The 24,116-nt window shown below is 65.6% G+C and carries 26 protein-coding genes, 1 pseudogene and 1 riboswitch; of the genes and pseudogenes, 7 read left to right on the forward strand and 20 right to left on the reverse strand.

What is annotated here, in order from left to right; all coding sequences use genetic code 11:
- Nucleotides 1-93: 93 nt before the first annotated feature.
- Genes AB7F10_RS13700 through AB7F10_RS13710 form a run of 3 tightly spaced genes read left to right on the forward strand, consistent with a single transcriptional unit; the run spans nucleotide 94 to nucleotide 1,396 of the window.
- Nucleotides 94-333: a hypothetical protein gene (locus tag AB7F10_RS13700; RefSeq protein ID WP_428562137.1), complete on the forward strand. Its 240-nt coding sequence runs from the start codon at nucleotides 94-96 to the stop codon at nucleotides 331-333.
- Complete coding sequence (locus AB7F10_RS13705; protein WP_428562135.1) at nucleotides 317-682, forward strand: DUF6968 family protein; 366 nt, start codon at nucleotides 317-319, stop codon at nucleotides 680-682. The genes AB7F10_RS13700 and AB7F10_RS13705 overlap by 17 nt, the downstream gene beginning before the upstream one ends.
- Nucleotides 683-712: 30 nt before the next feature.
- Nucleotides 713-1,396, forward strand: coding sequence for a LysE family translocator (locus AB7F10_RS13710; protein WP_428562133.1), 684 nt, complete (start codon nucleotides 713-715; stop codon nucleotides 1,394-1,396).
- Between the two features lie 3 nt (nucleotides 1,397-1,399).
- On the opposite strand, the gene AB7F10_RS13715 is transcribed toward AB7F10_RS13710, so the two are convergent.
- From AB7F10_RS13715 to AB7F10_RS13750, 8 genes are all read right to left on the reverse strand, one after another.
- Entirely contained in the window at nucleotides 1,400-1,843 is a 444-nt protein-coding gene (locus AB7F10_RS13715) for a TspO/MBR family protein (protein ID WP_428562131.1), read from the reverse strand.
- Nucleotides 1,844-1,858: 15 nt separating this feature from the next.
- Nucleotides 1,859-2,122: a hypothetical protein gene (locus tag AB7F10_RS13720; RefSeq protein ID WP_428562129.1), complete on the reverse strand. Its 264-nt coding sequence runs from the start codon at nucleotides 2,120-2,122 to the stop codon at nucleotides 1,859-1,861.
- A 164-nt stretch (nucleotides 2,123-2,286) separates the two neighbouring features.
- Nucleotides 2,287-3,237 (reverse strand): YiiG family protein, encoded by a 951-nt coding sequence (locus tag AB7F10_RS13725; RefSeq protein ID WP_428562127.1) that lies wholly within the window; start codon nucleotides 3,235-3,237, stop codon nucleotides 2,287-2,289.
- A 150-nt stretch (nucleotides 3,238-3,387) separates the two neighbouring features.
- Complete coding sequence (locus tag AB7F10_RS13730; protein ID WP_428562125.1) at nucleotides 3,388-3,903, reverse strand: CvpA family protein; 516 nt, start codon at nucleotides 3,901-3,903, stop codon at nucleotides 3,388-3,390.
- A 52-nt stretch (nucleotides 3,904-3,955) separates the two neighbouring features.
- Nucleotides 3,956-4,147 carry a DUF1059 domain-containing protein gene (locus AB7F10_RS13735; protein WP_428562124.1) on the reverse strand — a complete coding sequence of 64 codons (192 nt, stop codon included), beginning with the start codon at nucleotides 4,145-4,147 and terminating at the stop codon, nucleotides 3,956-3,958.
- 73 nt (nucleotides 4,148-4,220) lie between these two features.
- Nucleotides 4,221-4,967, reverse strand: a complete 747-nt coding sequence (gene modA, locus AB7F10_RS13740; protein ID WP_428562122.1) for a molybdate ABC transporter substrate-binding protein — start codon at nucleotides 4,965-4,967, stop codon at nucleotides 4,221-4,223.
- A gap of 98 nt (nucleotides 4,968-5,065) precedes the next feature.
- Nucleotides 5,066-5,311, reverse strand: coding sequence for a DUF2188 domain-containing protein (locus tag AB7F10_RS13745; RefSeq protein WP_428562120.1), 246 nt, complete (start codon nucleotides 5,309-5,311; stop codon nucleotides 5,066-5,068).
- A 72-nt stretch (nucleotides 5,312-5,383) separates the two neighbouring features.
- Nucleotides 5,384-5,734: a DUF2200 domain-containing protein gene (locus AB7F10_RS13750; RefSeq protein ID WP_428562118.1), complete on the reverse strand. Its 351-nt coding sequence runs from the start codon at nucleotides 5,732-5,734 to the stop codon at nucleotides 5,384-5,386.
- A 379-nt stretch (nucleotides 5,735-6,113) separates the two neighbouring features.
- Here AB7F10_RS13750 and AB7F10_RS13755 point away from each other — a divergent pair, with 379 nt between their 5' ends.
- Nucleotides 6,114-7,103, forward strand: coding sequence for an HNH endonuclease signature motif containing protein (locus AB7F10_RS13755; protein WP_428562116.1), 990 nt, complete (start codon nucleotides 6,114-6,116; stop codon nucleotides 7,101-7,103).
- Between the two features lie 225 nt (nucleotides 7,104-7,328).
- Here the strand turns inward: AB7F10_RS13755 and thiC are convergent.
- The 3 genes and pseudogenes from thiC to AB7F10_RS13770 form a co-directional block, all read right to left on the reverse strand.
- Nucleotides 7,329-9,218, reverse strand: a pseudogene (gene thiC, locus AB7F10_RS13760) (phosphomethylpyrimidine synthase ThiC); the annotation flags it as partial.
- A 46-nt stretch (nucleotides 9,219-9,264) separates the two neighbouring features.
- Nucleotides 9,265-9,663 carry a hypothetical protein gene (locus AB7F10_RS13765; protein WP_428562114.1) on the reverse strand — a complete coding sequence of 133 codons (399 nt, stop codon included), beginning with the start codon at nucleotides 9,661-9,663 and terminating at the stop codon, nucleotides 9,265-9,267.
- Nucleotides 9,660-10,133: a hypothetical protein gene (locus AB7F10_RS13770; protein WP_428562112.1), complete on the reverse strand. Its 474-nt coding sequence runs from the start codon at nucleotides 10,131-10,133 to the stop codon at nucleotides 9,660-9,662. Before AB7F10_RS13770 ends, AB7F10_RS13765 begins: the two co-directional genes overlap by 4 nt.
- A riboswitch (TPP riboswitch) is annotated at nucleotides 10,127-10,230 on the reverse strand. Its footprint overlaps the gene before it by 7 nt.
- 115 nt (nucleotides 10,231-10,345) lie before the next feature.
- Here AB7F10_RS13770 and AB7F10_RS13775 point away from each other — a divergent pair.
- Together AB7F10_RS13775 and AB7F10_RS13780 are read left to right on the forward strand one after the other, a co-directional pair.
- Nucleotides 10,346-11,794, forward strand: coding sequence for a hypothetical protein (locus AB7F10_RS13775; protein ID WP_428562110.1), 1,449 nt, complete (start codon nucleotides 10,346-10,348; stop codon nucleotides 11,792-11,794).
- Nucleotides 11,795-11,851: 57 nt separating this feature from the next.
- Nucleotides 11,852-13,306 carry a phospholipase D-like domain-containing protein gene (locus tag AB7F10_RS13780; RefSeq protein WP_428562108.1) on the forward strand — a complete coding sequence of 485 codons (1,455 nt, stop codon included), beginning with the start codon at nucleotides 11,852-11,854 and terminating at the stop codon, nucleotides 13,304-13,306.
- Here the strand turns inward: AB7F10_RS13780 and AB7F10_RS13785 are convergent.
- The 8 genes from AB7F10_RS13785 to tsaA form a co-directional block, all read right to left on the reverse strand.
- Complete coding sequence (locus AB7F10_RS13785) at nucleotides 13,303-14,259, reverse strand: lysylphosphatidylglycerol synthase transmembrane domain-containing protein (RefSeq protein WP_428562106.1); 957 nt, start codon at nucleotides 14,257-14,259, stop codon at nucleotides 13,303-13,305. The genes AB7F10_RS13780 and AB7F10_RS13785 overlap by 4 nt on opposite strands.
- The gene (locus tag AB7F10_RS13790) at nucleotides 14,256-15,038 is read right to left on the reverse strand and encodes an endonuclease/exonuclease/phosphatase family protein (RefSeq protein WP_428562104.1); all 783 of its coding nucleotides are present in this window, start codon (nucleotides 15,036-15,038) and stop codon (nucleotides 14,256-14,258) included. The genes AB7F10_RS13785 and AB7F10_RS13790 overlap by 4 nt, the downstream gene beginning before the upstream one ends.
- 73 nt (nucleotides 15,039-15,111) lie before the next feature.
- Nucleotides 15,112-16,725, reverse strand: coding sequence for an OmpA family protein (locus AB7F10_RS13795; protein ID WP_428562469.1), 1,614 nt, complete (start codon nucleotides 16,723-16,725; stop codon nucleotides 15,112-15,114).
- 218 nt (nucleotides 16,726-16,943) lie between these two features.
- Nucleotides 16,944-18,509 (reverse strand): DUF4403 family protein, encoded by a 1,566-nt coding sequence (locus AB7F10_RS13800; protein WP_428562102.1) that lies wholly within the window; start codon nucleotides 18,507-18,509, stop codon nucleotides 16,944-16,946.
- Between the two features lie 85 nt (nucleotides 18,510-18,594).
- Entirely contained in the window at nucleotides 18,595-19,518 is a 924-nt protein-coding gene (locus tag AB7F10_RS13805; protein WP_428562100.1) for a ketopantoate reductase family protein, read from the reverse strand.
- 123 nt (nucleotides 19,519-19,641) lie between these two features.
- Nucleotides 19,642-20,424: a L,D-transpeptidase gene (locus AB7F10_RS13810; RefSeq protein WP_428562098.1), complete on the reverse strand. Its 783-nt coding sequence runs from the start codon at nucleotides 20,422-20,424 to the stop codon at nucleotides 19,642-19,644.
- A 480-nt stretch (nucleotides 20,425-20,904) separates the two neighbouring features.
- Nucleotides 20,905-21,507 carry a L,D-transpeptidase gene (locus AB7F10_RS13815; protein ID WP_428562467.1) on the reverse strand — a complete coding sequence of 201 codons (603 nt, stop codon included), beginning with the start codon at nucleotides 21,505-21,507 and terminating at the stop codon, nucleotides 20,905-20,907.
- A 230-nt stretch (nucleotides 21,508-21,737) separates the two neighbouring features.
- Nucleotides 21,738-22,235 carry a tRNA (N6-threonylcarbamoyladenosine(37)-N6)-methyltransferase TrmO gene (gene tsaA / locus AB7F10_RS13820; RefSeq protein ID WP_428562096.1) on the reverse strand — a complete coding sequence of 166 codons (498 nt, stop codon included), beginning with the start codon at nucleotides 22,233-22,235 and terminating at the stop codon, nucleotides 21,738-21,740.
- A gap of 101 nt (nucleotides 22,236-22,336) precedes the next feature.
- Here tsaA and AB7F10_RS13825 point away from each other — a divergent pair, with 101 nt between their 5' ends.
- The gene (locus AB7F10_RS13825) at nucleotides 22,337-23,614 is read left to right on the forward strand and encodes an outer membrane beta-barrel protein (protein WP_428562094.1); all 1,278 of its coding nucleotides are present in this window, start codon (nucleotides 22,337-22,339) and stop codon (nucleotides 23,612-23,614) included.
- On the opposite strand, the gene AB7F10_RS13830 is transcribed toward AB7F10_RS13825, so the two are convergent.
- On the reverse strand, nucleotides 23,602-23,901 hold the full coding sequence (locus tag AB7F10_RS13830) for a hypothetical protein (protein WP_428562092.1): 300 nt from the start codon (nucleotides 23,899-23,901) through the stop codon (nucleotides 23,602-23,604). The two genes, AB7F10_RS13825 and AB7F10_RS13830, sit on opposite strands and share 13 nt — an antisense overlap.
- Nucleotides 23,902-24,116 lie beyond the last annotated feature (215 nt).

The following is a 24,116-nucleotide window of genomic DNA, read 5'->3' on the forward strand; positions in this document are numbered from 1 at the left end:
TTCGCCCGCAAGCGCCCGGCAGCGATTTGAACGAATTTGCATTCCGGCGCTGTCTGAATAGATGTCTCGGCGTTAGCCGGTAAGGAATTTTCCATGCAAATTGAATTGGCTCGTACCATCGCCCGCGCTGCGTTCCGCAGTTCAAGAGAACTCGGCGCGCTTGTCCCGGTGTTGAAGCGGCAACTCAGTGCGGAAGAATTCGGCATTTACTCGAAGGCGATTGCGACAGCGATCGCTTCCATTCAGGTTGATATCGTCAACAAGCTCACCACCGAGCACTCTGGACTTGAAGCCGAGATCGAGGTGGCAATCAAACGTGACGGACATTATTAGTGAAAGCGCGTTTATGATCATCGCCAGACGCCTGCTGACGGTGCGCGCCGGAGGCAAGGACATTCCGGTCGCGGTTGAACTCCACGCTCCGGAACAGCGCGCCGACGTGGAATGGCGTTGCAACTACACGATTAACTGGCCTGACGAAAAAGCAGAACGCTGGGGCACCGGCGTCGACGCGGTGCAAGCTTTGCAAATTGCAATGACGATGATTGGCGCGGCGCTTTATGCCAGCGACCATCATCGCGAAGGCCGCCTGTTCTGGGAGCGGCCGGGGAACGGTTATGGCTTTCCGGTCGGCAACAACATCCGCGATCTGCTGGTCGGCGATGACAAGAAGTATCTGTAGCGCCTTGGCACCTCGTGCTACCTTCCTTGCATGACCCCCAACCCCGCCGACGCCTCCTATCTCCTCCCGCTCGCCGGGCTGGCGCTGGCGAATGCGCTCGGCATCATCAGTCCGGGTCCGGCCTTCATCATGGTCAGCCGCGCGGCGGCGGGGCGGAATCTGCGCACCGCGGTCGGGCTCGGCGCCGGCGTCGCAATTGCCGCGACGCTTTGGGCGGCGGCGGCCTGTTTCGGCATCGCGCTGCTGATGACGCAATTCGCGGCGCTCTATGGCGCGATCCAGCTCGCCGGCGGGCTTTACCTGATCTGGCTCGGCATCGGTGCATGGCGCAGCGCCAAGGCGAAACCTGCCGCGACGGCCAGCACCACCGCGCCGGTCGATGAGGCGCGGGCAAACACGGATGAATCAAGAGACGGTCTCGGCCGTGCTGTGACGGTCGGCGCGTGGCTCAGCCTCGGCAATCCGAAGATCATCGTGTTCTTTTCCTCGATCTTCGTCGCGCTGCTGCCGCCGCACGCGCCGCTGTGGGTGCGGCTCGCCGCCATCGCCATCGTCGGCGCGCAGGAAATCGCGTGGTACACGACCGTCGCCTTCGTGTTCTCGCGGCCGCGCGTGCAGGCGGCCTATGCCCGCGCGCGTGGCGTCATCGAGCGCACGCTCGGCGCGGTGCTGATCGGCCTCGGCGCGCGCATCGTCACGGCGGTCAGACTTTAGTGGTCAGTTGAGCGCCACGATCGACGCATTGAGCAGCGTCGCGAAGGCGACCCACGCCGCATAGGGCACGAACAGCCCCGCGCTGAGGCGGTCCTCCGGCCATTTCATCCTGATGAAGGCGAGGATGACGGCGAGCAGCGCCACGATGACGCCGAGCGCGAGCACGGGTTTGTGCAGCAGGAAAAACACCGGCGTCCAGGCGAAGTTCAGCGCCATCTGCGCCACCCATAACGAGAAGCCGCGCACGCGCTCGTAAGTGCGCGCGCCGGCGACCGCGATCATCACATAGAGCAGCGTCCAGACCGGCGCGAACACCCAGTTTGGCGGGTTGAACGGCGGCTTGGCGAGCGTGGCGTACCAGCCGTCCGGCCGCGTCACCGAGCCGATGGCGAGGCCGGCGCCGAGCACGACGACGAGAAAGACGGCGATGGTGATGGCGCGGCGCATGCGGTGTCCTTGCGATCAAGCGGTTTGTGTGCGTCGGAACGCCCGTACGAGGCCGACAACGAAGCCGACCGTCGCACCGGCGAGCGGCGACATGATGACCATGACGCCGAAACCCATCTCGCAGCCGCCGCTGTCGCCCGGCGTGCCGCAGACCTTGTCGGCGAGATAGAACGGCACGATCAGCGCCAGCGTGACGAACGGCGCGGCGAGCGCGCAGCCGAAGGTCCAGCCGAGCACGCCGAGCGCGAGGCGGAGCGGCGAGGGGGATGCGGTGGTCATGTCCATGCATGCCTTGCGGTTGGAAGCATATCGCTCGGTCATGGCCGGGACAAAAGGGCGTTTACGCCCGTCTTCGACGGGCTATGCCCGGCCATCCACGTCTTGGGCAGGATCAAGAAGGTAAGACGTGGATGCCCGGCATAAAGCCGGGCATGACAGCAATGTCAGATATTCGCGCCGCGATTGAAGGCGTCGACCAGCTGATTGTAGTCGCGCAGCAGCCGCGGCGGCGAACCTTCCACCATCCAGCCGGAGCCGGCGTTGAGCATCATGCGGTCGCCCGCGCTGTACGGCGTCTTGTCGCGGATGCGGCGCATCAGCTGCTTGGCGGAGACGAGATAGGATTTCGCCGCGCTCATGAAGAACGAGCCGATCTTCGCCCCGCCGGCCGGCGCGTTGTTGTCGGCGAACTTGTCGGTGGCGTTAACGATGGTTTCGTATTCGGTAAGCGCCGCCGTGATCTCCTTGAGGTCGGGCTTGTCGGCGTTCTGCGCGCGCAGCACGCGCTTGGCGTGGATCATCACCGCCTGGACGTGATAGCGCGCCTGGCGGCCTTCGGCTTTCTCGATCTCGACGAGCTTCTCGGCGGCGCGGCGGTCGTTGATCGCCTCGACCTCGTGACGCAGGCCCTGATCGGCCTTGGCGAAGGCGTCCCATGCCGCGACGAGGCGCGGATGCAGCGCCTTGCCCTTGGCCATCTTGTCGTCCTTGTAATTTTCCTGCTCGTAATAGTCGTCGGCTTCCTTGAGCAGCGGCTCGAGCGCGCTCACCGCCTCGACATAGGCGCTGGCCGCGGCCTCGATGGTGGCGTCGCGCGGCTCGAGCCTATTGGCCTGCTCGACCTTCTTGCGGCAGTCGGAAGTGTCGTAGATCGTGTAGGTGCCGTAGATGATGCGCTCCCTGCCGGTCGGGCCGTTCTTGCCGACCCAGCTGAAGTAGCGCTTGCGCGAGTCGTAGCTGCGCGCCGACAGCCGGTTGATGCAGCCGACATAGGCGTTCATCTTGGCGACGTGGGTGTCCTGTTGAGGCCTTTGCGCCTGCGCGGCCATCGGCATCGCGAGCAGCGCAGCCGCGATAATGGCAGATCCCGAAACGACGGCGGAAAGCGGCTTCATGGTCACCCCCAAAAAGTGTCACATCGCGCGTCCGTAAGGCCGCGCAATTCTAGCGGACGCGCCTGCGCCGCCGCTACAGGCTTTGGTCGCCGGCGGCGGGACGAAGGTTCAAGGGATAAGGCCGCGCAGCGTTTTCGCCGCGGATTTGCATCAAAGGCCGTGCTGTTGCTTGAGGCGGTCGATCAGCGCCAGGATGTCGGGCGGCAGGGATTGCAGCCCGGCCTGGCCGGCCGCGGACAGCACCGGGCGCAGCGTCGAGCCGGTCAGGAACGCCGGCTCGCGGCGGGGCGGGATGATGCGGTCGAAGATCAGCACGACGACGACGGCGAGCAGGCCGGTCCGCGCCGCGCCAAGCATCGCGCCGGCCATGCGGTCCGGCGCGCTCACCGTCGGGCCGGTGACGGTCTCGATCGCCATGCGGAACAGCGCGCCGAGCGCCATGCCGACCAATAGAAACGCGCCGGCGACGACGAGGCCCGTGCGCTCCGGCGGCAGGCCGAACTGCACCACCGCGAGCTTCGACAACACCGGGGCGGCGGCGAGCGCGACCGGCACCGCGGCGATATAGCCGAGGATCGTCACCATGCTGCGCAGGAAGCCGGAGCGGAAGCCGAGCACGACGGCGATCAGCAGCGCGGCGTAGATGACGGCGTCGAACGGGTTCATTGCGGCTTCATAGCGCGGTTGACGGCGCGGCGCACGGGACGCCTCCCGCCTTTCAGCGCGGATTGCCGTCCTTGAACGCGCCCTTGATCATGTCGCGGAGCTCCGCGGAATCCCGGTGGCCGTGCACCGCGACGGCGTGCTGCACGGCGGCCTCCAAGAGTTCCTTCTCGCTGTCGGCGCTGATCGCGACGGTGCAATTCATCTCGCTGGGGATTTCGCGGCAATCGATAAACTTCCGTGTCATGACGTCCTCCGGTGCAGGTGAACGCAGGAATGTGGAACGTGGAATGGGAGCGTTGCGGTCTCCTTCGCCGTCCTCAGCCGGGTGTCACGCCCTTGGCCTTGAACACGGCGACGGCTTCCGGCGTGCGCAGGTAGTCGATGAAGGCCTGCGCGGCGGCGGCGTTCGGGCTCGCCTTCGCGACGGCGCCGACGAACACCAACTGATGGTCGAGTTCGGCCGGGAAGGGGACCGGCGGCTCGAGGCCCGGCGCGGTCAGCACATGGGTGACGAAGACGCCGTACTGCGCCTCACCGCTGGCGACGGCCTTGACGATGCCGGCCGGGTTGGCCTGGGCTTTAAGTTTGGGTTTCATCTGCTCGGCGATGCCGAGCTTCTCGAAGGTCTTGGCGATGATGGCGCCGGAAGCGCTCTCAGGGTACAGCGTGTAGGACTGAGCCTTCAGCATCACATCTTTGAACTTCTCCACGGTCGAGATGTCCGGCTTGCGCGCGCCGGCCTTGACCGAAACGCCGTAGCCGACGCGCCCGACCGGAACGGACGGGCCGAACTTGTCGCGCGCCTGCGCGCTCTGCACCACCGGGATCGGCACGAAGCCGGCGTCGAACGGCGCAGATGCCGCCTGCCGGATCAGCTCCGGCGTGCCGGCATAGACGAAGGTGAGCTTGTGGCCGGTCGCCTTCTCGAAGCGGGGACCGAGTTCCTTCATCGGCCCGGTCATCGAGCCGCCGGCGAGGATCTTCAGCTCCGCAGCGTTCGCAGGCAGCGCAACGGCGAGCGCGAGCGAAAGCCCAGCCGCGCCGGCCATCAGCATCGTCCTCATGGTCGTCCTCCGGTGTTGGCCGCGAAGTAAAGGGTTAGCGTTTTTGTTTGGTCGCGTTTTCTTGACGCGAACCGGTACCCACTTCGCTTGAAAACGCTCTAGCTCTTATCCTCGACATCCGTGACCGGGCGGTCATGGCCGCTGGCGAGTTCGGTGTGCCACTGGCCGTTGGCGTCCTCGTATTCGATCGCGGCGGTCCGGCCCGGCGCGCGCTGTTCGCGGGCGGCGCGCTGCGCGGCGGCAAGCGCGGCGGCGTGGCTCGGGAAGGTCTCCGAGATGGTGCCGTCGGCGGAATAGGCCCAGCCGTCCTCGTGGCGGATCACCTTGTACGTGACGTGGCTCATTTGGTTTCCTCGCTTGCCGGATTGCGTCGCCGTTCGCCCGTCTTCGGAGTGTGCCCAAGGCGGGAGGACTTGTCACTGCCGCAGGATTTTCTCCATCGCCTTTCCCTTCGCAAGCTCGTCGATCAGCTTGTCGAGGTAGCGGATCTCCCGCATCAGCGGCTCCTTGATGTCCTCGACCCGGATACCGCAGATCACGCCCTTGATTAGGCTGCGCGATGCATTGAGCCGCGGCGCATCCGCGAAGAAGGTTTCGAAATCCGATTTCTTCTTCAATTGGGATTCCAGCTTCTTCTGGCTGTAGCCGGTCAGCCAGCGGATGATCTCGTCGACCTCCTGCTGCGTGCGTCCCTTCTTCTCCGCCTTGACGACATAGGCCGGATAGACGCTGGCGAAGGGCATCGAATAGATGCGATGTTCTTTCACGGTGCTGCTCGTTCCGACGGTTGCGGTTCGGCTACCCGCGCGACAAGCGTAGCCCGGATCGGGGGCAAGCGAAATCCGGCGAGATGGCGATTGCAGAGGGGCGAGGTGCCGAAGCTATTTGCTGTCGGCAGCGGTTGTGAATGCGGTGGCCTTGGCGGCACACGGTGGCATTGTCGAGGTTTGCGGGATGTGAGAGGAATCGCGCATGGCAAAAGGACCTTTCCGCGATACCCGCAGCGAAGCCGAAAAGGCCTTCAAGGCGGCCACCACCAAGCCGGCCGATCCGCCGCCACTGATACTATTCATTCCTGGCTTGCACACATGATCTTAAAAAGTGAAAGCCTATTTTCGGATCAAATCATGCGCTGGTGGTAAATAAATGGCCATATCGCTTAAAACGCAGAAAATGCTTTGGGGCAGAGCAGCGGGCCGATGCTCTAAGTGTCGTAAGGATTTATACGAAGATGAGACTGAGACCGACGATCCGACACTCGTTGGTGAAAACTGCCACATTGTTGCGGAGAGCGACGACGGTCCTCGTGCAAATCCCGAGATGCCGCCTGAACGAAGGAATAGCTACGGAAATTTGATTTTGCTCTGTCGAAACGATCACCGAATTATTGACACTCAACCTGGTGAATACACGATTGAGCGGCTTCATCAGATGAAAGCCGATCACGAGGCTTGGGTGCGTCAGAATCTAGGACTTGATGAAGCGAAGCAACATGATGACGAGCAATATTCCGCGATAGTTGATGAGTGGGAAAAATTGGCGCATTTGGCAAGCTGGACCGCTTGGAGCAGTCACGTTCTCGGAGGCGATCATCCTGCGATGTGGAAAGGGCTTGATGAGGACTTATATGCGCTTCGGGACCGGCTGCTCACGCGCGTCTGGCCCGGTCGCTATCCAGACCTTGAAAATGCATTTCGCAATTTTCGTTTCGTGCTGCAGGATTTCCAAGAAACTTTTCGAGAACAAGCCGAGTCAAGAGGTGGCGACGAAACTCTAATGACGCGCAGGTTCTACAAAATTGACGAGTGGAACCCGGAGAGATATAGACGATTGCTTCAGCAATACGAATATCACGTGGCTCTCGTAAGCGATCTCATGTTGGAGTTGACGCGCGCGGCGAATCTTATTTGCGACCGTGTACGGCAGAATTTGAAGCGTAGCTACCGCCTCCACGAGGGGCGTCTTGCAGTTGAGAGTGGACCCTACGAAGACTTGTCATTCAAAAAATGGGTGGTGCAGTATTCTCAGGAGGAGCGACAAAAGGCTATTCCGTACCCGGGCCTCGAAAGCTTTTTGACTGAGAGAGCAAAACGGGACCGCAGCTTCGGAGATGGTCCTGTCGCCGATGCCCTTTAAGTATCCCGGCGTGCTGATCCATTTTCAAAGTGCAATGCGTCGATCGCACAAAGAAAAGGCGGGTCACGCCTTCGGCTAACCCGCCCCCAATTCGCAATAAGACGTGGATGGCCGGGTCAAGCCCGGCCATGACGACGCTCTTTACAACGCCTTGTTGCTCTCTTTCACCAACCCCGCGTTCTTCGCATGGTGCTCGGCTTCGCTATCGAGTGCGGTGGTCTTCGGTGCTTTGCTGTTGTTCTGGATCTTGCCGGCATCGACATAGACCTGCTGGCCCATGGCGTTGAACTTGTCGGACATTTCCTTCATGCCTTGTTCGGCCGACAGGCCCAGCGCCGTCTTTTCGTTGGCGCCGAGGCTCGCCGCGTAGTCGCGCACGTCCTGCGTGATCTTCATCGAGCAGAATTTCGGCCCGCACATCGAGCAGAAATGCGCGACCTTGTGGGCTTCCTTCGGCAGCGTCTCGTCGTGATATTCGCGCGCGGTGTCGGGGTCGAGGCCGAGGTTGAACTGGTCCTCCCAGCGGAAGTCGAAGCGCGCGCGTGACAGCGCGTCGTCGCGCAGTTGCGCCGCAGGGTGGCCCTTGGCGAGATCGGCGGCGTGCGCCGCGATCTTGTAGGTGATGACGCCTTCCTTGACATCATCGCGGTCCGGCAGGCCGAGATGCTCCTTCGGCGTGACGTAGCAGAGCATGGCGCAGCCGAACCAGCCGATCATCGCCGCACCGATGCCCGACGTGATGTGGTCGTAGCCCGGCGCGATGTCGGTCGTCAGCGGCCCGAGCGTATAGAACGGCGCCTCGCCGCATTCCTTGAGCTGCTTGTCCATGTTGATCTTGATCTTGTGCATCGGCACATGGCCGGGGCCTTCGATCATGACCTGGCAGCCCTTCTTCCAGGCGATTTGCGTGAGTTCGCCAAGCGTCTCGAGTTCGGCGAACTGCGCGCGGTCGTTGGCGTCGGCGATCGAGCCGGGCCGCAACCCGTCGCCGAGCGAGAACGAGACGTCATATTTTCGCATGATGTCGCAGATCTCGTCGAAGCGTTCGTAGAGGAACGACTCGGTGTGTCGCGACAGGCACCACTTCGCCATGATCGAGCCGCCGCGCGACACGATGCCGGTGACGCGGTTGGCGGTCAGCGGCACATAGGCGAGGCGGACGCCGGCGTGGATGGTGAAATAATCGACGCCCTGTTCGCACTGCTCGATCAGCGTGTCCTTGTAGACCTCCCAGTCGAGTTTGACGGGATCGCCGTCGACCTTTTCGAGCGCCTGATAGATCGGCACGGTGCCGATCGGGACCGGCGAATTGCGCAGGATCCATTCGCGGGTGTTGTGGATGTTGCGGCCGGTGGAGAGGTCCATCACCGTGTCGGCGCCCCAGCGGATCGCCCACACCATCTTCTCGACTTCCTCTTCGACGGACGACGTGACCGCCGAGTTGCCGATATTGGCGTTGATCTTCACCAGGAAGTTGCGGCCGATGATCATCGGCTCGAGTTCGGCGTGGTTGATGTTGGAGGGGATGATGGCGCGGCCGCGCGCGATTTCCTCGCGCACGAAGTCCGGGGTGATGAAGGGCGGGATCGACGCGCCGAAGCTCTCGCCGTCCTTGAGCGCGGCTTGCGCGCGCTCCAGCATCGCCTTGCGGCCGAGGTTCTCGCGCTCGGCGACGTAGATCATTTCCTTGGTGACGATGCCGGCTTTGGCGAATTCGTATTGCGTGACGGGTTTGCCATCCAAAGCACGCCACGGCTTCGGCGTGTTCGGGAAATTGCGGGCGAGGTGCTTGCCGCTGACATTGCCGTTGTCGACCGGCTTGATCGGGCGACCTTCGTATTCCTCGACGCCGCCGCGCTCCTTGACCCAGGCGATGCGCGCGCGGGGCAGGCCCTTCTCGACGTCGATCGCGATGGTGTCGTCCGTATAGGGGCCGGTGGTGTCGTAGACCGGCAGCGGCGCTTCGCCGGAACCCTGCGAGAGAGCGATCTCGCGATGCGGCACGCGCAGATCGGGCGCGGCGGCGGGCCGGGAGTGGACCTTGCGCGAGGCGGGCAGCGCACCGGTGGTCACCTTCGGGGTGACGAGATCGGCTTGCGTGACGGCTTTGTTCATGATGCGGCCTCCATAGGTGTAAGCGCAGTGCTGGTCGTCAGGGCACTTATTCCGTGTAGCCCTTGAGGGTGAAGAACGATCCGAGCGCGAGAAACAGCACGCCGAACCCGACACGGACGCTGGCGAAGCCGGCCGCGCCGATATAGACGACGAATTGCGGCGCGATGATGCGGAACGCGCCGATCAGCGCCAGCATCCAGCCGAGCGCCGTCACCGAACTGCGCCAGTCGCGCGTCCAGCGCGAATGCACGTTCAGGATGGCGATGCCGGCCGTCATCGCCAGAATGCCGGAAAAGTAGATCATCGGCGGGCTCGACAGGAAGGCGAGCGCCGTCTCCTGATAAGCGGCGTTGTTGATGAGAAGGCCGGTGCCGATCGCGGCGAGAATAGGACCGGTCAGCCGCGCGATCAGCCGCGCGGTGTCCGTCGAGGGGACGTCGTTCACTTGTTGTTTCGCCTGCGCGTCGCACTGCGCGTCTGTCCTGTCGGTTTCGGGGATTTTGTCTCGGCCGCGGCCGCAGGCTTGTCGAGATCGGCGTAGCCGCAATAACTCAGAACGCAGCCGAGCGCGGCGATGGCGACGCCGGACACCGGCAGCGTATAGGGCGTGTCGATCACCGCGCCGCCGACGATCTGCGCGAGCTGCGGCGCGACCATGCGCGCCACGCCGCCGATCACCATCAGCCAGCCGAACACGGTGACGATGACGCGCCAGTCCTTCACCCACAGATTGTGGGCGAGCACGATGGCGATGCCGACCGGCAGCACGATGGCGCCGGAGAGATAGAGGAGAGCCGGGCTGATGACGAACTGTTCGTAGATCGCGCGAAATACGTCGCCGTTGAACAACACGCCGACGCCGGCCGCGACCAAGGGCGGGCCGATCAGCCGGGCGAGATAGATCGAGCGTTGCATCAGCGTCCTGTCCCTTCGCCGGTATGAGCCGGATCAGGTTCAAAGGGTTTTTCTCAGCCCGGCGACACATCCATGCCGGACACCCCTCGGAACGGCGCTAATGTAGGCTTGCGACGGGCACTGTCAATGCGGGCCGCCGTGGCGCAGGCGATGACGCGGTGCATGGCTGCCGCCGCATGATATGACTGCGGCCCGACCGGAGGCGCTTTCCCTTGGCATTGACCGACGCGATTCTCCGCCCCTTGCGGGCGCTGAGGGCGGCCTATCTGCCGCTGCTGATGGTCTATTTCGCCTATGGCGCGCTCGGCCTGATCGACGTGACGCGCGACCTGTGGGTGAAGGAAAGCCTGAGCTTCACGCCGGCGGAACTCGCCGGCATCGGCGTCTGGCTGACGCTGCCGTGGACCGTGAAGATGGTGTTCGGCCAGCTGGTCGACAGCGTGCCGATTCTCGGCTCGCAGCGGAAAAGCTATGTGCTGATCGGCGGCGGCTGTACCGCGGCGGGGCTGGTGGTTCTCGCCGGCGCGGCCGGCCAATGGATCACCGTCGCCGGGCCCGACGCGCTGTTCGTCGCCGGCGCGCTGCTGATCGTGCTCGGCACCGTGATCCAGGACGTGGTGGCCGACGCGATGTCCACTGAGGTGGTGTCGCGGACCGGCCAGGACGGCAAGCCGCGCCCGGAAAAGTCGGTGCGCGCCGAACTCGGCATGGTGCAGGTGCTGGGCCGGCTTGCGCTGTCGGCCGGCATCCTCGCGGTGGCAGGTCTTTCCGGCTGGTTGGCGACGATCTTCTCCCGCGAGACGGTGTTCCTGATCGGCCTCGTCATTCCGGCGATATCCGTCACCGGCATTTTCCTCTATCGCGGCGAGGCGGCGGAGCGCCGCCCGCTCGACTGGCGCATTCTCGGCGGCGGCATCGCCTTTGGTGCGGTGGTGGCGGCGCTGGCGCTCGGCCGCGTGCCGTTCTCGCAGGAGATCATCTTCATCGTCTCGATGGCGGTGATCTGCGCGATGCTGGTGCTGGTGACGCGCGACCTCGACCGCAAGGCGCGGATGGCGATCGTCTATTCCGCCATCATCATCTTCGCGTTTCGCGCGACGCCTTCGGTCGGCGACGGCTATTTCTGGTGGACGCTCGACGTGCTGAAATTCGACGCGGCGTTCTACGGTCATCTGCGGCAGACCGCCGCCGTGCTGGCGCTGGTCGGCATGTGGGCCTTCAGCAAGCAGCTCACCGATTATTCGGTCACCAAGACGCTGTTTTGGCTCACCGTCGCCGGCACCGTGCTGTCGCTGCCGAATGTCGGGCTCTATTACGGGCTCGCGGCGTGGACGGAAGCGCATTTCGGCTTCGGCGCGCGCACCATCGCCGTCGTCGACGCGGCGGCGAGCTCGCCCTTCGCGCAGCTGTCGATGATCCCGCTCCTGTCCCTGATCGCGTTTTACGCGCCGGAGGGGCGGCGCGCGACATGGTTTGCGCTGATGGCCTCGCTGATGAATATGGCGCTGGTCGCCGGCCAGTTGCAGACCAAATATCTCAACGAGATCTTTGCCGTCGGCCGCGGCGACTACGCGGCGCTCGGGCCGCTGCTGGTGATCGTGCTGGCCGCCGGCTTCGTCATCCCGGTCGCGGCGATTGCGCTGTTCGGACGCAAGGTGTAGGGCGCAACCCGCGGCGTTCTGCGGTGTTATAGAGAGGACCGGACGGCACAGGGCGGAATGAGCGAAGCGAATTCGATTTTACGGCCGGGGCGGAATTGCTGGCGCGTGGCGCGCGCGGGCCGCGCGCGCGTGCTGGTCGATGCCGACAATTATTTCCGCAGTCTCGATGCGTCGCTGGAAAAGGCCCGGCGCTCGGTCCTCATCATGGGCTGGGATTTCGACGCCTCGATCCGGCTACGGGGCGACGATCCGAATTGTCCGACGCTCGGCGACCGGCTGCGTGCGCTGGTCGAGGAACGGCCGGAGCTCGAGGTTCGCATCCTGATCTGGAGCGTCGCGGCCTTTCATGCGCCGGGCGCGCCGCTGCCGCTGCTGCTCGGCTCGCCGTGGGAGCGGCATCCGCGCATCCAGGTGCGGCTCGACAGCAAGCACCCGTTTTATGCCTCGCACCACGCCAAGGTCGTCTGCGTCGACGACAGCATCGCTTTCGTCGGCGGCATGGACCTGACGGTGCTGCGCTGGGACACCTGCGAGCATCCGGTCGAGAGTCCGTTCCGGGTTTCGCAACGCGACGGCAGTTCCTATGGCCCGGTGCACGACGTGCAAATGGCGGTCGACGGCGAAGCGGCGCGCGCGGTCGGCGATTATGTCCGCGATCGCTGGACATACGTGATCGGCGAAACCGTGACGCCGGCGACCGGTCAGGCCTGGCCGGACGGTCTCGCGGCGGATTTCTCGGACGTGGATGTCGCGATCTCGCGCACGCTGGGGCCGTATGGCGGACGGCCGGGCGTGTTCGAGGCGGTGACGCTGCTGCACGACGCGCTGCGCGCCGCGCGCCGGCTGATCTACATCGAGGCGCAGTATGTGACCTCGGTTTACATCTCGCGCATTCTGGAGCGGCATTTGCGGCACGAGGACGGGCCGGAAATCGTCATGGTCGTGCGCAAGGAGTTCAACACCCGGATGGAAGCGATGGTGATGGGTCATGCGCAGGACCGGCTGATCAACCGGCTGCATCGCGCCGACAGGTTCGGGCGGTTTCGCGCGTTCTCCCGCGCAGTCGGCGCGAGCGACGCCAGGACGGAATGCGCGGTCAACGTCCATTCCAAGGTCATCGTCGTCGACGACGTGTTCCTCCGGGTCGGTTCCTCGAACCTCAACAATCGCTCGCTCGGCCTCGACAGCGAGTGCGACCTTGCGATCGAGGCGCACAGCGACGCGCATCGCGCGGCCGTCGCCGGTGTGCGCGACGGGCTGATCGCGGAGCATACCGGGCAGACGCCGCAGACCATCGCGCAGCGTTACCGGGATGAAGGCTCGATGCGGGCGGCGATCGCCGCGCTCAACTGCAACGACTCCTGCCTGCGGCCGCTGAAGCGCCGGCGTGTCTCGGCGGGGTTCGGCGTGCTGACCGCGCTGTTCGATCCGCTGCGGCCGCTCGATCCGATCGGCTTTCTGCTGGGCCGCCGGGCGGGCTGGCGTTCCGGCGACAGCCGGCGCGATGCTTAGCGGCGGGCCGTGCGCCTGCGGTTGCCGCGCCAGTAAAGCTCGGTCAGCGCGAACAGCACGCCGCCGATCGCGAGCGGCATGAGGTAATACAGCGCACGGAACATCAGCACGGCGGCGATGTTCGGATTGCCGGGCAGCAGGACGGCAACCACCCCCTCGATGACGCCGACGCCGCCGGGAACGTGGGCGACCAGCGCCGCGGTGTTGGCGAGCACATAGACGGTCGCCACGGACAGATACGGCTCCTTGGAAATATCGGCCATCGTGTTGTAGAGGCAGCCGGCCACGAACGCATAATTTACCGCGCCGAGCGCGATCTGCGCCATCGCCACGCGCAAGCCGGGGATGTCGAGCGACCAGCGCCACACCCGGACCGGTCCGCGCCCGAGCGCCGCCGCGGCAAGATAAAGCGCGTCGACCGCAAGACACGCGACGCCCAGAGCCAGCACGCCGGTCCGGTCGAGGCCGATCACCTCCGCGGCGAGCTGCGGCCGCGCCAGAATCGCGACGCCGCCGAGCGTCAACAGCCCCAGCACGACAGTGACGCCGCTGAACACCACAAGCCGCGCGACCTGCGCGAGCGAGAGGCCCCAGCGTGTATAGAAGCGGTAGCGGATCGCGCCGCTGCTGAAGCCGGCGAACCCGATGTTGTGGCCGATCGACAGGCTCGTGAACGACGCGAGCGCCGCCCGGCGATAGGGCAGCGGCTTGCCGACATAACGCAGGCCCAGCCAGTCGAACCAGGTGAGACAGAAATAACTGCCGGCCGCGCATAGCCCGCCGAGAACGAGGCGGTGTCCCGAAATCTTGCCGATCGCGGCGACGATATCGTCCGGATTGTACTGGCTGAGCGCGTGAGCGAGCAGGGCGACCGCGGCCACGATCACGGCGGCGGCGGCGAGCGGCTTCAGCCAGTTCAGATCATGTGTCCATTTTTTGGTCGCAGCGGTCATGCGGCGGATCGCGTTTGCGCGGCGGCGCCGGCCACCTTGAGATCGAAGATGACCGGCAGGTGGTCCGAGGCGACGCGCGCCAGCGGCGTGCGCACCGTTTCCGCGCAATCCACCGTGACGCCTGCGCCGACAAACGCATAGTCGAGCCGCACCGCAGGGAAGCGGGATGGAAAGGTCGCCTGGCCGCGCTGGCGGTTCTCGCGATGCGCGTCGCGCAGCGCCGAGCACAGCAGGCGATAGTTGCGCGAGCCCGGCCGCACGTTGAGGTCGCCGACCAAAACTGCCGGCTGCTTTCGGCGCGGATGGTCGATCCAGTCGGGACCGAGCAGGCACTCGATCTGCACGCGGCGTTCCCGCGACAGCAGGCCGAGATGCGTGTTGATGACGTTGAGTTCGGCGCCGCCAACATCGATCGCCGCCCAGATCGCGCCGCGTGGCTCGAAATAGCGCGTGCCCGGCAGGCCCGGCAGCGGACCGGCCTTCACGACGCGGCAGGGTAGCGCGGTGAGGATGGCGTCGCCGTAGCGTTCCCCCATCACCTCGAGCGCGGCGTTGAACTCGACGCGCATGCCGAGCGCGGTGGCGATCATGGCGGCCTGATCGACGCGGCCGCTTCGCGTGCGCCCGACATCGAGCTCCTGAAGGGCGACGATGGCCGGGCGCAGCGGAGCAATGACGTCGGCGATACGCTGCGGCGACCACCGGCCGTCGCGCCCGCGGCAGCCGTGGACGTTATAGGTGAGGATACGGGTCAGCGGAGCGATTGCCGTCGGAACCATTGGAGAGCCTCCAATGGGAACCGCCGAACGGCCCGGAAGTTCCGTTCGGCGGTCAGGATTGGCCGGCTGCCGTTCAGCGGCGGTTTCCGCGGTCCGCGGTCTGCCGGTCGATCAGCGGCGTGATGCGGCGCACGGCCACGCGGCGGTTCTCCTGCGAGGGGCCGTCGGTCTCGACCTTGAGATATTCCTCGCCGTAGCCCTGCGTCACGAGGTTCTCCGGCGGCACGTTGAAGCGCTCGGTCAGCGCGACGGCCACCGCCTCGGCGCGGCGGTCGGACAGCGAGAGGTTGTCGATGTCGCTGCCGACGGCGTCGGTGTGGCCTTCGATCAGGAAGACCTCGCGCGGATTTTTCTTGATCGCCTGCTCGATGCCCGCGGCGATGATCGACAACTCGTCGACCTGGTCAGGCGAAAGCTGCCAGGAGCCGGTGGCGAAATTGATGTCGAGGTCGACGCGCGGCATGTAGCTGCGCAGCGGTTCGCTGTAGCGGACCTGCTCGAGCGTGTAGCGGCGCGCGACCGGCGCGACCGGTGGCGCAACGAATACCTCATAGATGCGGTCGCGGCGGACCCGGCCGGCATCGACGATGTAGCGGTCGCGCGGGCCGCGGAAGCGCGGCGGCGGCACCTCGATGAAGTAATCGCGTTGCGCGCCGGCGAAGGTGTTGTCGATGATGACGATCGACCGGCCGTTGGTCTCGCGCACGCGGCGCAGCAGATGGCCGCGCTCGTCGGTGGTGGTGATGATGCGCACGCCGTTCGGCCGCGTCACGATGGTCGTGACGGTGCCGCCCTTGCGGTCGACGTGAACGCCGCGCGCATCGATGGCGAAGCGCGTCGCTTCGTTGTGGCGGATGATGGTGCGCCGGCCGTCGCGCACGATGGTGCGGTCCGGCTCGCGGATGAAGGTACGATTGCCTTCGCGCACCTCGCGGCGCTGGCGCTTGATGTCGTCGAAGCCGGCGGCCGGCTTCTCGCCCTTCTTCTGCAGGAACTCGCTGGCGCTGCGGGCCTGCGTCGGCGGGGCGACGGCGGCCGGATTGGCGGGCGCGGCAGCGTCCTTCGAAGCTTCGCCCTTCTGCGCATTGTCCTTTTGCGCTTCAGCCGGCTTTGCGGGCTCGGCCTTCTGACTGTCGACCGCCTTCGGGTCGGACGGCTTCGACTCCGTCGCCTTCGGTTGCGCGGCGGCGGGCGGCTGCTTGGCCGGCGGATTGTCGGCGGCCTTCGGCGCGTCCTTGGGAGCCTGCTTGGGAGTCTCCTTGGGCGCGGCGTTCTGCGCGGGCGCGGGCTTGGCGTCCGATTTGGCGTCCGGTTTCGCAGGCTCGCTCTTTTGCGCGGCGGCCGGCGGCGCGGGCTGTGCCGGAGCGGCAGCCTTGGGCGGCGGCGCGGCCGCGGGTTTATCGGCGGGCTTCTCTGCCGGCTTCTCTGCTGCTTTGGGCGGCTCGGCGGGTTTCTGTGCGGCGGCGGGCGGAGCCGACGGCTTCGGCGGTTCGGCCTGCTTCGGCGGCGCGCGCAGATCGTCCTTCTTGTCCTTGTCGTCAGGGTTGGCCTGCGCGAATTTCAGTTGTGCAAGCCCGGCCGCGCGCTCGCCAGCAAAGCCGGCGGACGGCGCGAACGCGACCAGAGCGACGGCCGTTCCCGCGAGCAGCATGTGGCGAAACGAAATTGTTGGCGCATGCGATGTCATGGTCAATGAATCCTCTTGAATTGCTGGGAGTGCTGACAGGCCGCGCGCAACGTCGGGCGCGCGCCAAGGTGCGTCAATCAATTCAACGATTGAGAGCGCAATGAGTTCCGGCTGCGGCGAAATTGGTCAGATTTCGCGCTCACAGCGGCGGCGTACGCCATATTCGGCATCTGCCGCGACGGTACGCCGCATCACACGACGCCGGATCACGTTACAGATCACTTGGGCAGTTGCGTGACCGTGACCTTCGCGGTGCCTTCGGACTCGGTGATGATGCGCAGCGTTTTCGAATCGAAGGCGATATCGACCAGCCGCAGGTCGTTGACCGCGGCATCGACGGTGACGCCGGGCGTGACCTGGCGGAAGTCGGCGAGCACCTCGGCGATCTTGTTGCGGGCGTCGGCGAGGAACGGCTTGAGGTCGATGACGGCCTGCTCCTTCAGCGACTCTTCGAGATAGGGGATCGCCGCGCGCGCGGCGGCGCCCAGCAGGCCGAAGGCGGCTTCGGATTCGACCGCGAGCGACAGATCGGTGAAGCGCAGGATTTGCTGCTGCCTGTCGATCGCCGGCTTGCCCCAGACGTGGAAGGTCGCCTCGGCGCCGAAGCCGAACCAGCTTTTCGCCTCGCGCGCCTTGACCAGCAGCGAGATCAGGAGCCGGTCGCCGGACGCGGCGAGGCTCGCCTTGCGCACCTCGACATTGACCGATGCATTGGGATCGTTCGGGAAGGTCTTGCCCTTGAGCTGCTGCTCGATCAGCTTGTTGATCTCGGTGAACGGCACGTCCATCGGGATGCCGATGGCGAGCTTGCCCTGCGCGAGCGGCGGCACCAGTTCGAGCGTCGCCGGGAACGGGCAGGTCGGCTTGGTCTGCGTCGGGCCGACGCGGGCCTCCGACTGCGCGCCGATCGTCAGGATGAGGTTCTGGGCGTCGACGCGCGGCTGCGCGGCGAAGGCCTTCACCGGCTTCAGTTCGAGCCACAGTTCGGGCAGGCCGGTCTTGCCGCCGCCGAGCGCGACCGAGCGGCACATCTTCGCCCATTCCTGACGCGCGAAATTCTCCAGCATCGGATCGTTGCTGATGCGGGCCTGCAGCGCGTTGACCTGCCTGGTCACCAGCGGGTCGAGCAGCGGCTTGATCTCGTTGGCGACGTTGATGCGCAGGCCGGCGATATTGAGCGCCGAATTGCCGAAGTTCATCTGCACCCCGAGATTGGGCTGCAGCCGCCAGTTGCTGGTCAGCGCCGGCTTCGAATTGACGACGACGTTGCCGGCGATGGCCGCCTGCTGGTTGATCGCCTTTCCGAGAAACTGGCCGACGTCCTGGCCGACCTTGCCGCCGAGCAGGTTGCCGATCGCGCCGCCGATGCCGCCGACCGCCTTGCCGGCCTGATTGCCGACCTCGCCGGTGATTTGCAGGCTGCCGTTGATCGGCACGGTGGCGGTGAGCGTATCGGATTGGCCGGTGACGGCGATCGGGCCGCGGCCGACGGTGAGGCCGATCTCGGTCTTGCCGAGCAGCTGCGTGACGGGATTGTTGTTCTTGCCGGTGAACTCACGGGGCGCCGCGGCGTCGAGCGAGGCGCGGATCGCGTTGAGCGAAATTGCGACCGGCGCGATGACGAGCGAGGGCCGCGAGGTCAGCGGCAGCGGCGGCAATTCGGCGAGCGCGGGCTTCGTGCTGTTGTCGACCTGCGGGAAGAAGGCGTCCATCACCCATAGCGTTGCGCCGAACGACGCCGCGACCACGACCAGCGCCACGACCGCGATGATGATCTTCCGCATGAATGCGCTCCGCTCGAATCGGCTCTTCGCCCGACTCTAGTGACCCCGGCACGGCCTTGCCAATGCGGCAAAGGCAGCGGGCCGGTTAGTGGCCGCCCATGCGATGCAGCTTCAGCGCGGTCCAGGCGGTCTCGTGCGCCGGCGTCGGGATCTTGAGGGCGCGGCCGAGCTCGATGACCTTGCCGTTGAGCCAGTCGAGCTCGATGCGGTTGCCGCGCTCGAGATCGTGCGCCATCGAGGCCTTCATGCCGGGCTCGACCTTGTTGATCACAAAGTCCATGCGCTCCTCGACGTAAGTCTCGGGGATCGCCACGCCTCTGGCGCGGCCGACGGCATAGGCCTCTTCCATCAGCCTGCGGAAGAAGCCGCGCAGTTCGGGGTCGGCGACGATCGGGCCGATCGACGAGCGCAACGCGGCGGTCGCGCCGGCCATCGCGGTGAGGAAGATGAATTTCTGCCAGCGCTCGACCTCGATGTCCGCCGACAGGCCGATATCGACCTTGGCGGCCTTGCCGGCGTCGGCGAAGGCGGTGAGCACCGGATCCTCGTGCTTGTCGGCGTGGCCGAAGCGCATCGAAGCGAAGCTCGAGGTGTGCTTGATGACGCCGGGCGAGGCGATGACCGTCGCGATATAGGCGATGCCGCACACCGCCTTGTCGACGCCGACCACGCCGCCGACGCGCTCGACGCTGTCGACGCCGTTCTGGAAGGTGATGACGCGCGTGTTGGGTCCGATCATCGGCCTGGCCTGCTCGGCGGCCTTCTCGGTGTCCCACAGCTTGACGGCGAACAGCACGATGTCGGCCGGGCCGACCCTGGCCGGGTCGTCGGTGACGTTGACCTTCGGCAATTTCAGGTCGCCGTGAACGCTCTCGATGGTGAGGCCGTTCTTCTCGATCGCTTCGCGATGCGCGCCGCGTGCGACGAAGTGAACGTCATGTCCCGCCGCGGCCATGCGGCCGCCGAAATATCCGCCGACGGCGCCGGCCGCCATTGCAGCAATCTTCATGTCAAACCCCCGGCAACAAGTCCGAACCTCCTATAACGAGCGGACGGCGTGGGCCAAAGCATAAAAAATCGCCCGGCACGAGGCCGGGCGGTATTGGCAATCGTTTCGTCAGTTCAAACAAGCTTAGTAAAGCCGGCCCGGCGCGATTGCAGACCAGACCTGCGTGGTGCGCGCCTGCGGCGCGTAGGCCGTCACGTTGGACGGGGCGCGGACCTCATTGCGCGGAAGACGCGCCTCGCGGTCGCGCTGCGGCAGCACCACCACCTTCGCGCCGGTCTGCACCCGATTGTACAGATCGATGATGTCGTCGTTGGTGAGGCGGATGCAGCCCGATGACACCTGATGACCGATGGTCGAGGGATCGTTGGTGCCGTGGATGCGGTACACGGTGCCGGCGAGATAGAGCGCGCGGGCGCCGAGCGGATTGCCGGGGCCGCCGGCGGTCATGCGCGGCAGATAGGGCTGGCGCGCGATCATCTCGGCCGGCGGACGCCAATCCGGCCACTCGGCCTTGCGGCCGACCGTCTTGACGCCGGACCAGGTGAAGCCTTCGCGGCCGACGCCGATGCCGTAGCGGATCGCCTGGCCGTTGCCGAGCACGTAATAGAGGAACGTGTTCGGCGTATCGACGATGATGGTGCCGGGCGCTTCGCGCGTCGGGTAATTGACGATCTGCCGGCGCAGCGCCGGATCGACGATCGCGGCCTCGTCGCCTTCGGACTGGATCATGTCGGTGAGCTGCTGCCGGCCGGCCGGCGCCTGATAGACGCCTCGCGGCGCATAGGCGGACGCGTTGCCGTTGGCATCACCGACAAAGAATGACTGCGCGTTCGCGGAGCCTGCGGCGAAAGCCGTGGCGGCGAGCAGCGCGGTAAGAGCGGTGGCTTTGAAAACGTTGCGGGTCATCGTGAGCCCCTCCGTTTGTCTGACCAATCGCGGAGACAACCCGGCTGCGGGGCGCTGGTTCCGGACGGCACGGCCGGAAAATTTTTCAGAAAACAGGGAACCGGATTTTCGCGTTAATTCGCCGGATTCCGCATGCTTTTCGCCGCCACGGCCGGTTTTCGGCGGCGGCGGGCGCGGTTTTCAGACAACGTGGTGGGGAACGGAAAAAGTTACCACTGCAAAACGGTGGCGGCGGCATTCAGCGACAGGATGGCGGTGAAGACGGCGATCGCGAAGCCGGGAAGGAAGCCGATGCGCAGCAGCATGTGATGAAAACCTTAAGAGCCGCATCCCGCGGCGGACAATCGTTTAACGAACAAGGCCATTGTTTGGTTCGCTGCCGCGGCAAGAAAAAAGCATCCGGCGCGGGCCGGATGCTCAAGTTGGGAGGCAAGTCGGGAGGTTTGACTCAAAGGCGACGAAAATTTCAGCGAGCGGATCTCAGCGGGCCATCGCGACGCGCGCGGTCTGCGGCAGCACGATCACCTTGGCGCCGACCGGCACGCGCTCGTAGAGGTCGGTGACGTCTTCGTTGGTGAGGCGGATGCAGCCGGAGGACACCTGCTGGCCGATCGAGGCCGGGTTGTTGGTGCCGTGGATGCGGTAGACGGTGCCGCCGAGATACATGGCGCGGGCGCCGAGCGGGTTGCCGGGGCCGCCGGCCATGAAACGCGGCAGGTACGGCTGGCGGGTCAGCATGTCCTGCGGCGGGTGCCAATCCGGCCACTCGGCCTTGCGCACGACCTGCTTGACGCCGGACCAGGTGAAGCCTTCGCGGCCGACGCCGATGCCGTAGCGCATCGCCTTGCCGTTGCCGAGCACGAGATAAAGGAAGGTGTTCGGCGTATCGACGATGATGGTGCCGGGCGCTTCGTCGGTGCGGTAATCGACGACCTGGCGCTTGAGGCGCGCCGGCGTCTGCGCGGCCGGCTGCTCGTCCTGCGTCTCGACGGCGTATTGCGGGGCGGTGGTGGCGGTGAAGAGGGCGAGCGGGCTCGCGGCGGCGGCGCGCAGGCCGAGGATCATCGCAAACACGACGATCATGAAGGTCGGCAGAAATCCGAGGCGTTTGAACATGGCGGTATCTCCCCTTGCTGCCTGTTGGTCGCAGGGGGAGCCGGGAAGGTTCAAAGCCATTTGCCGTCATTCCGGACGCCGCGATAGCGGCGATCCGGAATCCAGAAACACGACGACTATTTATGTTGCTGGATTCCGGGTTCGCCGCCGTCGCCCTTTGGGCTCCGGCGGACGCCCCGGAATGACAGGCGATAGACCTATGTCTTCCGGTGCCAGCCGACCACCGCGTCCGGCACGCTGTCGGTCGAGGCGAAATAGGGCTTGAGGTCGATCAGCGGCGTGCCGTCGAGGCAGTCCAGCCCGATAACCGAGAGCCTGTTGCCCTCGATGCGCAGCAGGCGGACCACGCTCATGGCGATCGGGTTCGGCCGGGCCGGGGAGCGCAGCGCAAAGGTGCCGCGCTGGACGCCGTAATGGCCGGGCACCTGCAGCACGATGTTCCGCGGCGCGCGGTCCATCCAGTAGAGCAGCACGAGGTGCGAGCAGCTTTCGACGTCCTTCAGGCCCGGCGCGAAGCGGGGATCGACCTCGACGGTGCAGACCGCGTCGGATTCCCGCGCGTTCTTGGGGCACTGCTTGCGTTCGGTCCACGGCGTGCGGATGCGGCCGAGGAAATAGACGCCGGCGTCGGTCTGCTCAGGCAGGTCGATGGTGACCTCGCCCTCCCAGACCCCGAAATCGGATGCTTTGCTCATGCGCGGACGCTAGGCGATGCACGGCGAAACGCCAATCCGCGCCCTGTAACTCCTGCGGGCAGATCAGACAATATTAACGTTAAAGTTGTATTGCCGCGCCGATGCAATCGGCAAGGAGATCGCCGGCACGGCGAGGGATCGGAGCGCGTCGGATCGCGGCGGCGTGCGGCCTCATCGCGCTGCTGTGGCCGGTCCACGGCCGAAGCGAGGAGGCGGCCTGGCTCGTCTCGGCCGGGCTGCGCGGCGGCTATGACGCCAACCCGATGCTGCTGCCGGGCAAGGGGAACGGCAGCGCGTTCGGCGGCGTGCAGGCGAACTTCGCGGCGGGACATGGCGACGACACGCGGCGGCTCGGCGTCACCGGCGAGGCGATGCATATGCAATTCGCCAAGCGCGACATCGTGCCGTCCGACAGGCAGAGTATTGCGCTCAAAGGTGAGACCGAGATCGGCAAGGGCTGGTCGTTGCGCGCGATGACGGAAGCGACCAACGTCACCAACTACAATGTGCGGGCGTTCGACGCGGCGGCGACGGCGAAGCTGCGGCCGGACGCCGGCGCGGTGCGGCCGTTCCTGACCACCGAGTTCCGCTACGCGACGCTGAACGAGCCGAACGCGGTGCTCGGCGATTTTCTGCCCGAGCCGCAGCGCTTCACGCGGACCACCGCGATCCCCGGCGTCGTGCTGGTCACGGAGAGGTTCGAGCTCGGCACGTCGGTCAATGTCTCCGCGACGCGCTACACGCAGGAGCCGGATCTGTTCGGCTTCAAGCGCAACAACGAGCGGGTGCAGCCTTATCTGTTCGCGAGCCTGAAGGATCAGGGGCTCGAACTGTCCGGCTCGGTGTCCTATCTGCGCGGCACCTGGCACGACGTCGATTTTTCGCCGGTGCGTGAAGTGGTGTGGGATGTGGCGTTGACCAAGCAGGCCGGCGATCTGACGATCGAACTGGCCGCACAGCGCGGCGTCGAGGACACGACATTTCCGGTGTCGCCGCTGACGGTGGTGACGAGCTATGGCGCGTCGTTGTCTTATGCGGCGAGTGCGGCGCTGAGCCTGCGCGTGTTCGCGCGCGGCCTGCGCACGCAATATCTCGACTCGCCGTTCACCGCGCGCACGCAGGCCTATGGCGCTGGCGCAAGCTACGATCTCGGAAAATCTTACACGCTGGCGCTCGACGTCTCGCGCGTCACCGGCCGGCAAATCGACGGCACGGAAACCGACGGCGGCGTGGCGATGCTGTCGCTCGGGATGAAATTTGCATCGCAGTCCGAAACGGGCGGCGACAGGACGCAGCGGGCGGTGGCGCCCCCTCCCACTGCGCTTTCGCCGAACCCCGCACTGGATGTGCGGACGGCGAAACGGCCTTACCAGCCGTGACCGCGGCTGCCGCCGCGGTTGCCGCCGAGCAGCAGGCCGAGAACGCCGCTCTTGCCGGTGACGACATTGGCGTTCACGGCAAGGCCCTGCGAGCCGCGGCCCCTGGAGCCGAGCAGCGCGCCGACGACACCACCCTTGCCGGTGAGGACGTTGGCGTTGACGGCGAGCCCCTGCGAGCCGCCGCGGTCGTTGCCGTAACCGCCGTGGCCGTGACCACCGCGGCCGCCGGCATAGGCGGTGCCGCTGATCAGCGCGAGGCCGAGGGCGGCGATGACGAGACGCTTCATTGTCTCCTCCACTTGTTGAACCGGGCGGATGTGCCCGGCACCCGCACTCTGCCTAAAATTGAAATTGAGTCGATCTACAACCAATAGTTCAGTAAAGCGGTAGGCTTACCGGCCGCCCGCTTAAAATCGCTTGTTGAAACAGAATGTTGAACGGAGCGGGCCGGGCGCTTTCGACAGCCCGGCAGCGCCGCCTTGCGGCAGCCCAAAACTCAGTA

The sequence above is a fragment of the Pseudolabrys sp. genome (assembly GCF_050250095.1).
Lineage (GTDB): Bacteria > Pseudomonadota > Alphaproteobacteria > Rhizobiales > Xanthobacteraceae > Pseudolabrys.

Bases quoted from the DNA above. Each gene is read 5' to 3' on its own strand.
- AB7F10_RS13780 (WP_428562108.1), top strand. From the start codon at position 11,852: ATGAGCGAAGCGAATTCGATTTTACGGCCGGGGCGGAATTGCTGGCGC.
- AB7F10_RS13715 (WP_428562131.1), bottom strand. From the start codon at position 1,843: ATGCGCCGCGCCATCACCATCGCCGTCTTTCTCGTCGTCGTGCTCGGC.
- AB7F10_RS13730 (WP_428562125.1), bottom strand. From the start codon at position 3,903: ATGAACCCGTTCGACGCCGTCATCTACGCCGCGCTGCTGATCGCCGTC.
- AB7F10_RS13700 (WP_428562137.1), top strand. From the start codon at position 94: ATGCAAATTGAATTGGCTCGTACCATCGCCCGCGCTGCGTTCCGCAGT.
- AB7F10_RS13755 (WP_428562116.1), top strand. From the start codon at position 6,114: ATGGCCATATCGCTTAAAACGCAGAAAATGCTTTGGGGCAGAGCAGCG.
- tsaA (WP_428562096.1), bottom strand. From the start codon at position 22,235: ATGAGCAAAGCATCCGATTTCGGGGTCTGGGAGGGCGAGGTCACCATC.
- AB7F10_RS13815 (WP_428562467.1), bottom strand. From the start codon at position 21,507: ATGATCGTCGTGTTTGCGATGATCCTCGGCCTGCGCGCCGCCGCCGCG.
- AB7F10_RS13770 (WP_428562112.1), bottom strand. From the start codon at position 10,133: ATGCAACGCTCGATCTATCTCGCCCGGCTGATCGGCCCGCCCTTGGTC.
- AB7F10_RS13805 (WP_428562100.1), bottom strand. From the start codon at position 19,518: ATGAAGATTGCTGCAATGGCGGCCGGCGCCGTCGGCGGATATTTCGGC.
- AB7F10_RS13830 (WP_428562092.1), bottom strand. From the start codon at position 23,901: ATGAAGCGTCTCGTCATCGCCGCCCTCGGCCTCGCGCTGATCAGCGGC.
- AB7F10_RS13745 (WP_428562120.1), bottom strand. From the start codon at position 5,311: ATGAGCCACGTCACGTACAAGGTGATCCGCCACGAGGACGGCTGGGCC.
- AB7F10_RS13810 (WP_428562098.1), bottom strand. From the start codon at position 20,424: ATGACCCGCAACGTTTTCAAAGCCACCGCTCTTACCGCGCTGCTCGCC.
- modA (WP_428562122.1), bottom strand. From the start codon at position 4,967: ATGAGGACGATGCTGATGGCCGGCGCGGCTGGGCTTTCGCTCGCGCTC.
- AB7F10_RS13800 (WP_428562102.1), bottom strand. From the start codon at position 18,509: ATGCGGAAGATCATCATCGCGGTCGTGGCGCTGGTCGTGGTCGCGGCG.
- AB7F10_RS13790 (WP_428562104.1), bottom strand. From the start codon at position 15,038: ATGGTTCCGACGGCAATCGCTCCGCTGACCCGTATCCTCACCTATAAC.
- AB7F10_RS13825 (WP_428562094.1), top strand. From the start codon at position 22,337: ATGCAATCGGCAAGGAGATCGCCGGCACGGCGAGGGATCGGAGCGCGT.
- AB7F10_RS13735 (WP_428562124.1), bottom strand. From the start codon at position 4,147: ATGACACGGAAGTTTATCGATTGCCGCGAAATCCCCAGCGAGATGAAT.
- AB7F10_RS13725 (WP_428562127.1), bottom strand. From the start codon at position 3,237: ATGAAGCCGCTTTCCGCCGTCGTTTCGGGATCTGCCATTATCGCGGCT.
- AB7F10_RS13795 (WP_428562469.1), bottom strand. From the start codon at position 16,725: ATGACATCGCATGCGCCAACAATTTCGTTTCGCCACATGCTGCTCGCG.
- AB7F10_RS13710 (WP_428562133.1), top strand. From the start codon at position 713: ATGACCCCCAACCCCGCCGACGCCTCCTATCTCCTCCCGCTCGCCGGG.
- AB7F10_RS13720 (WP_428562129.1), bottom strand. From the start codon at position 2,122: ATGACCACCGCATCCCCCTCGCCGCTCCGCCTCGCGCTCGGCGTGCTC.
- AB7F10_RS13785 (WP_428562106.1), bottom strand. From the start codon at position 14,259: ATGACCGCTGCGACCAAAAAATGGACACATGATCTGAACTGGCTGAAG.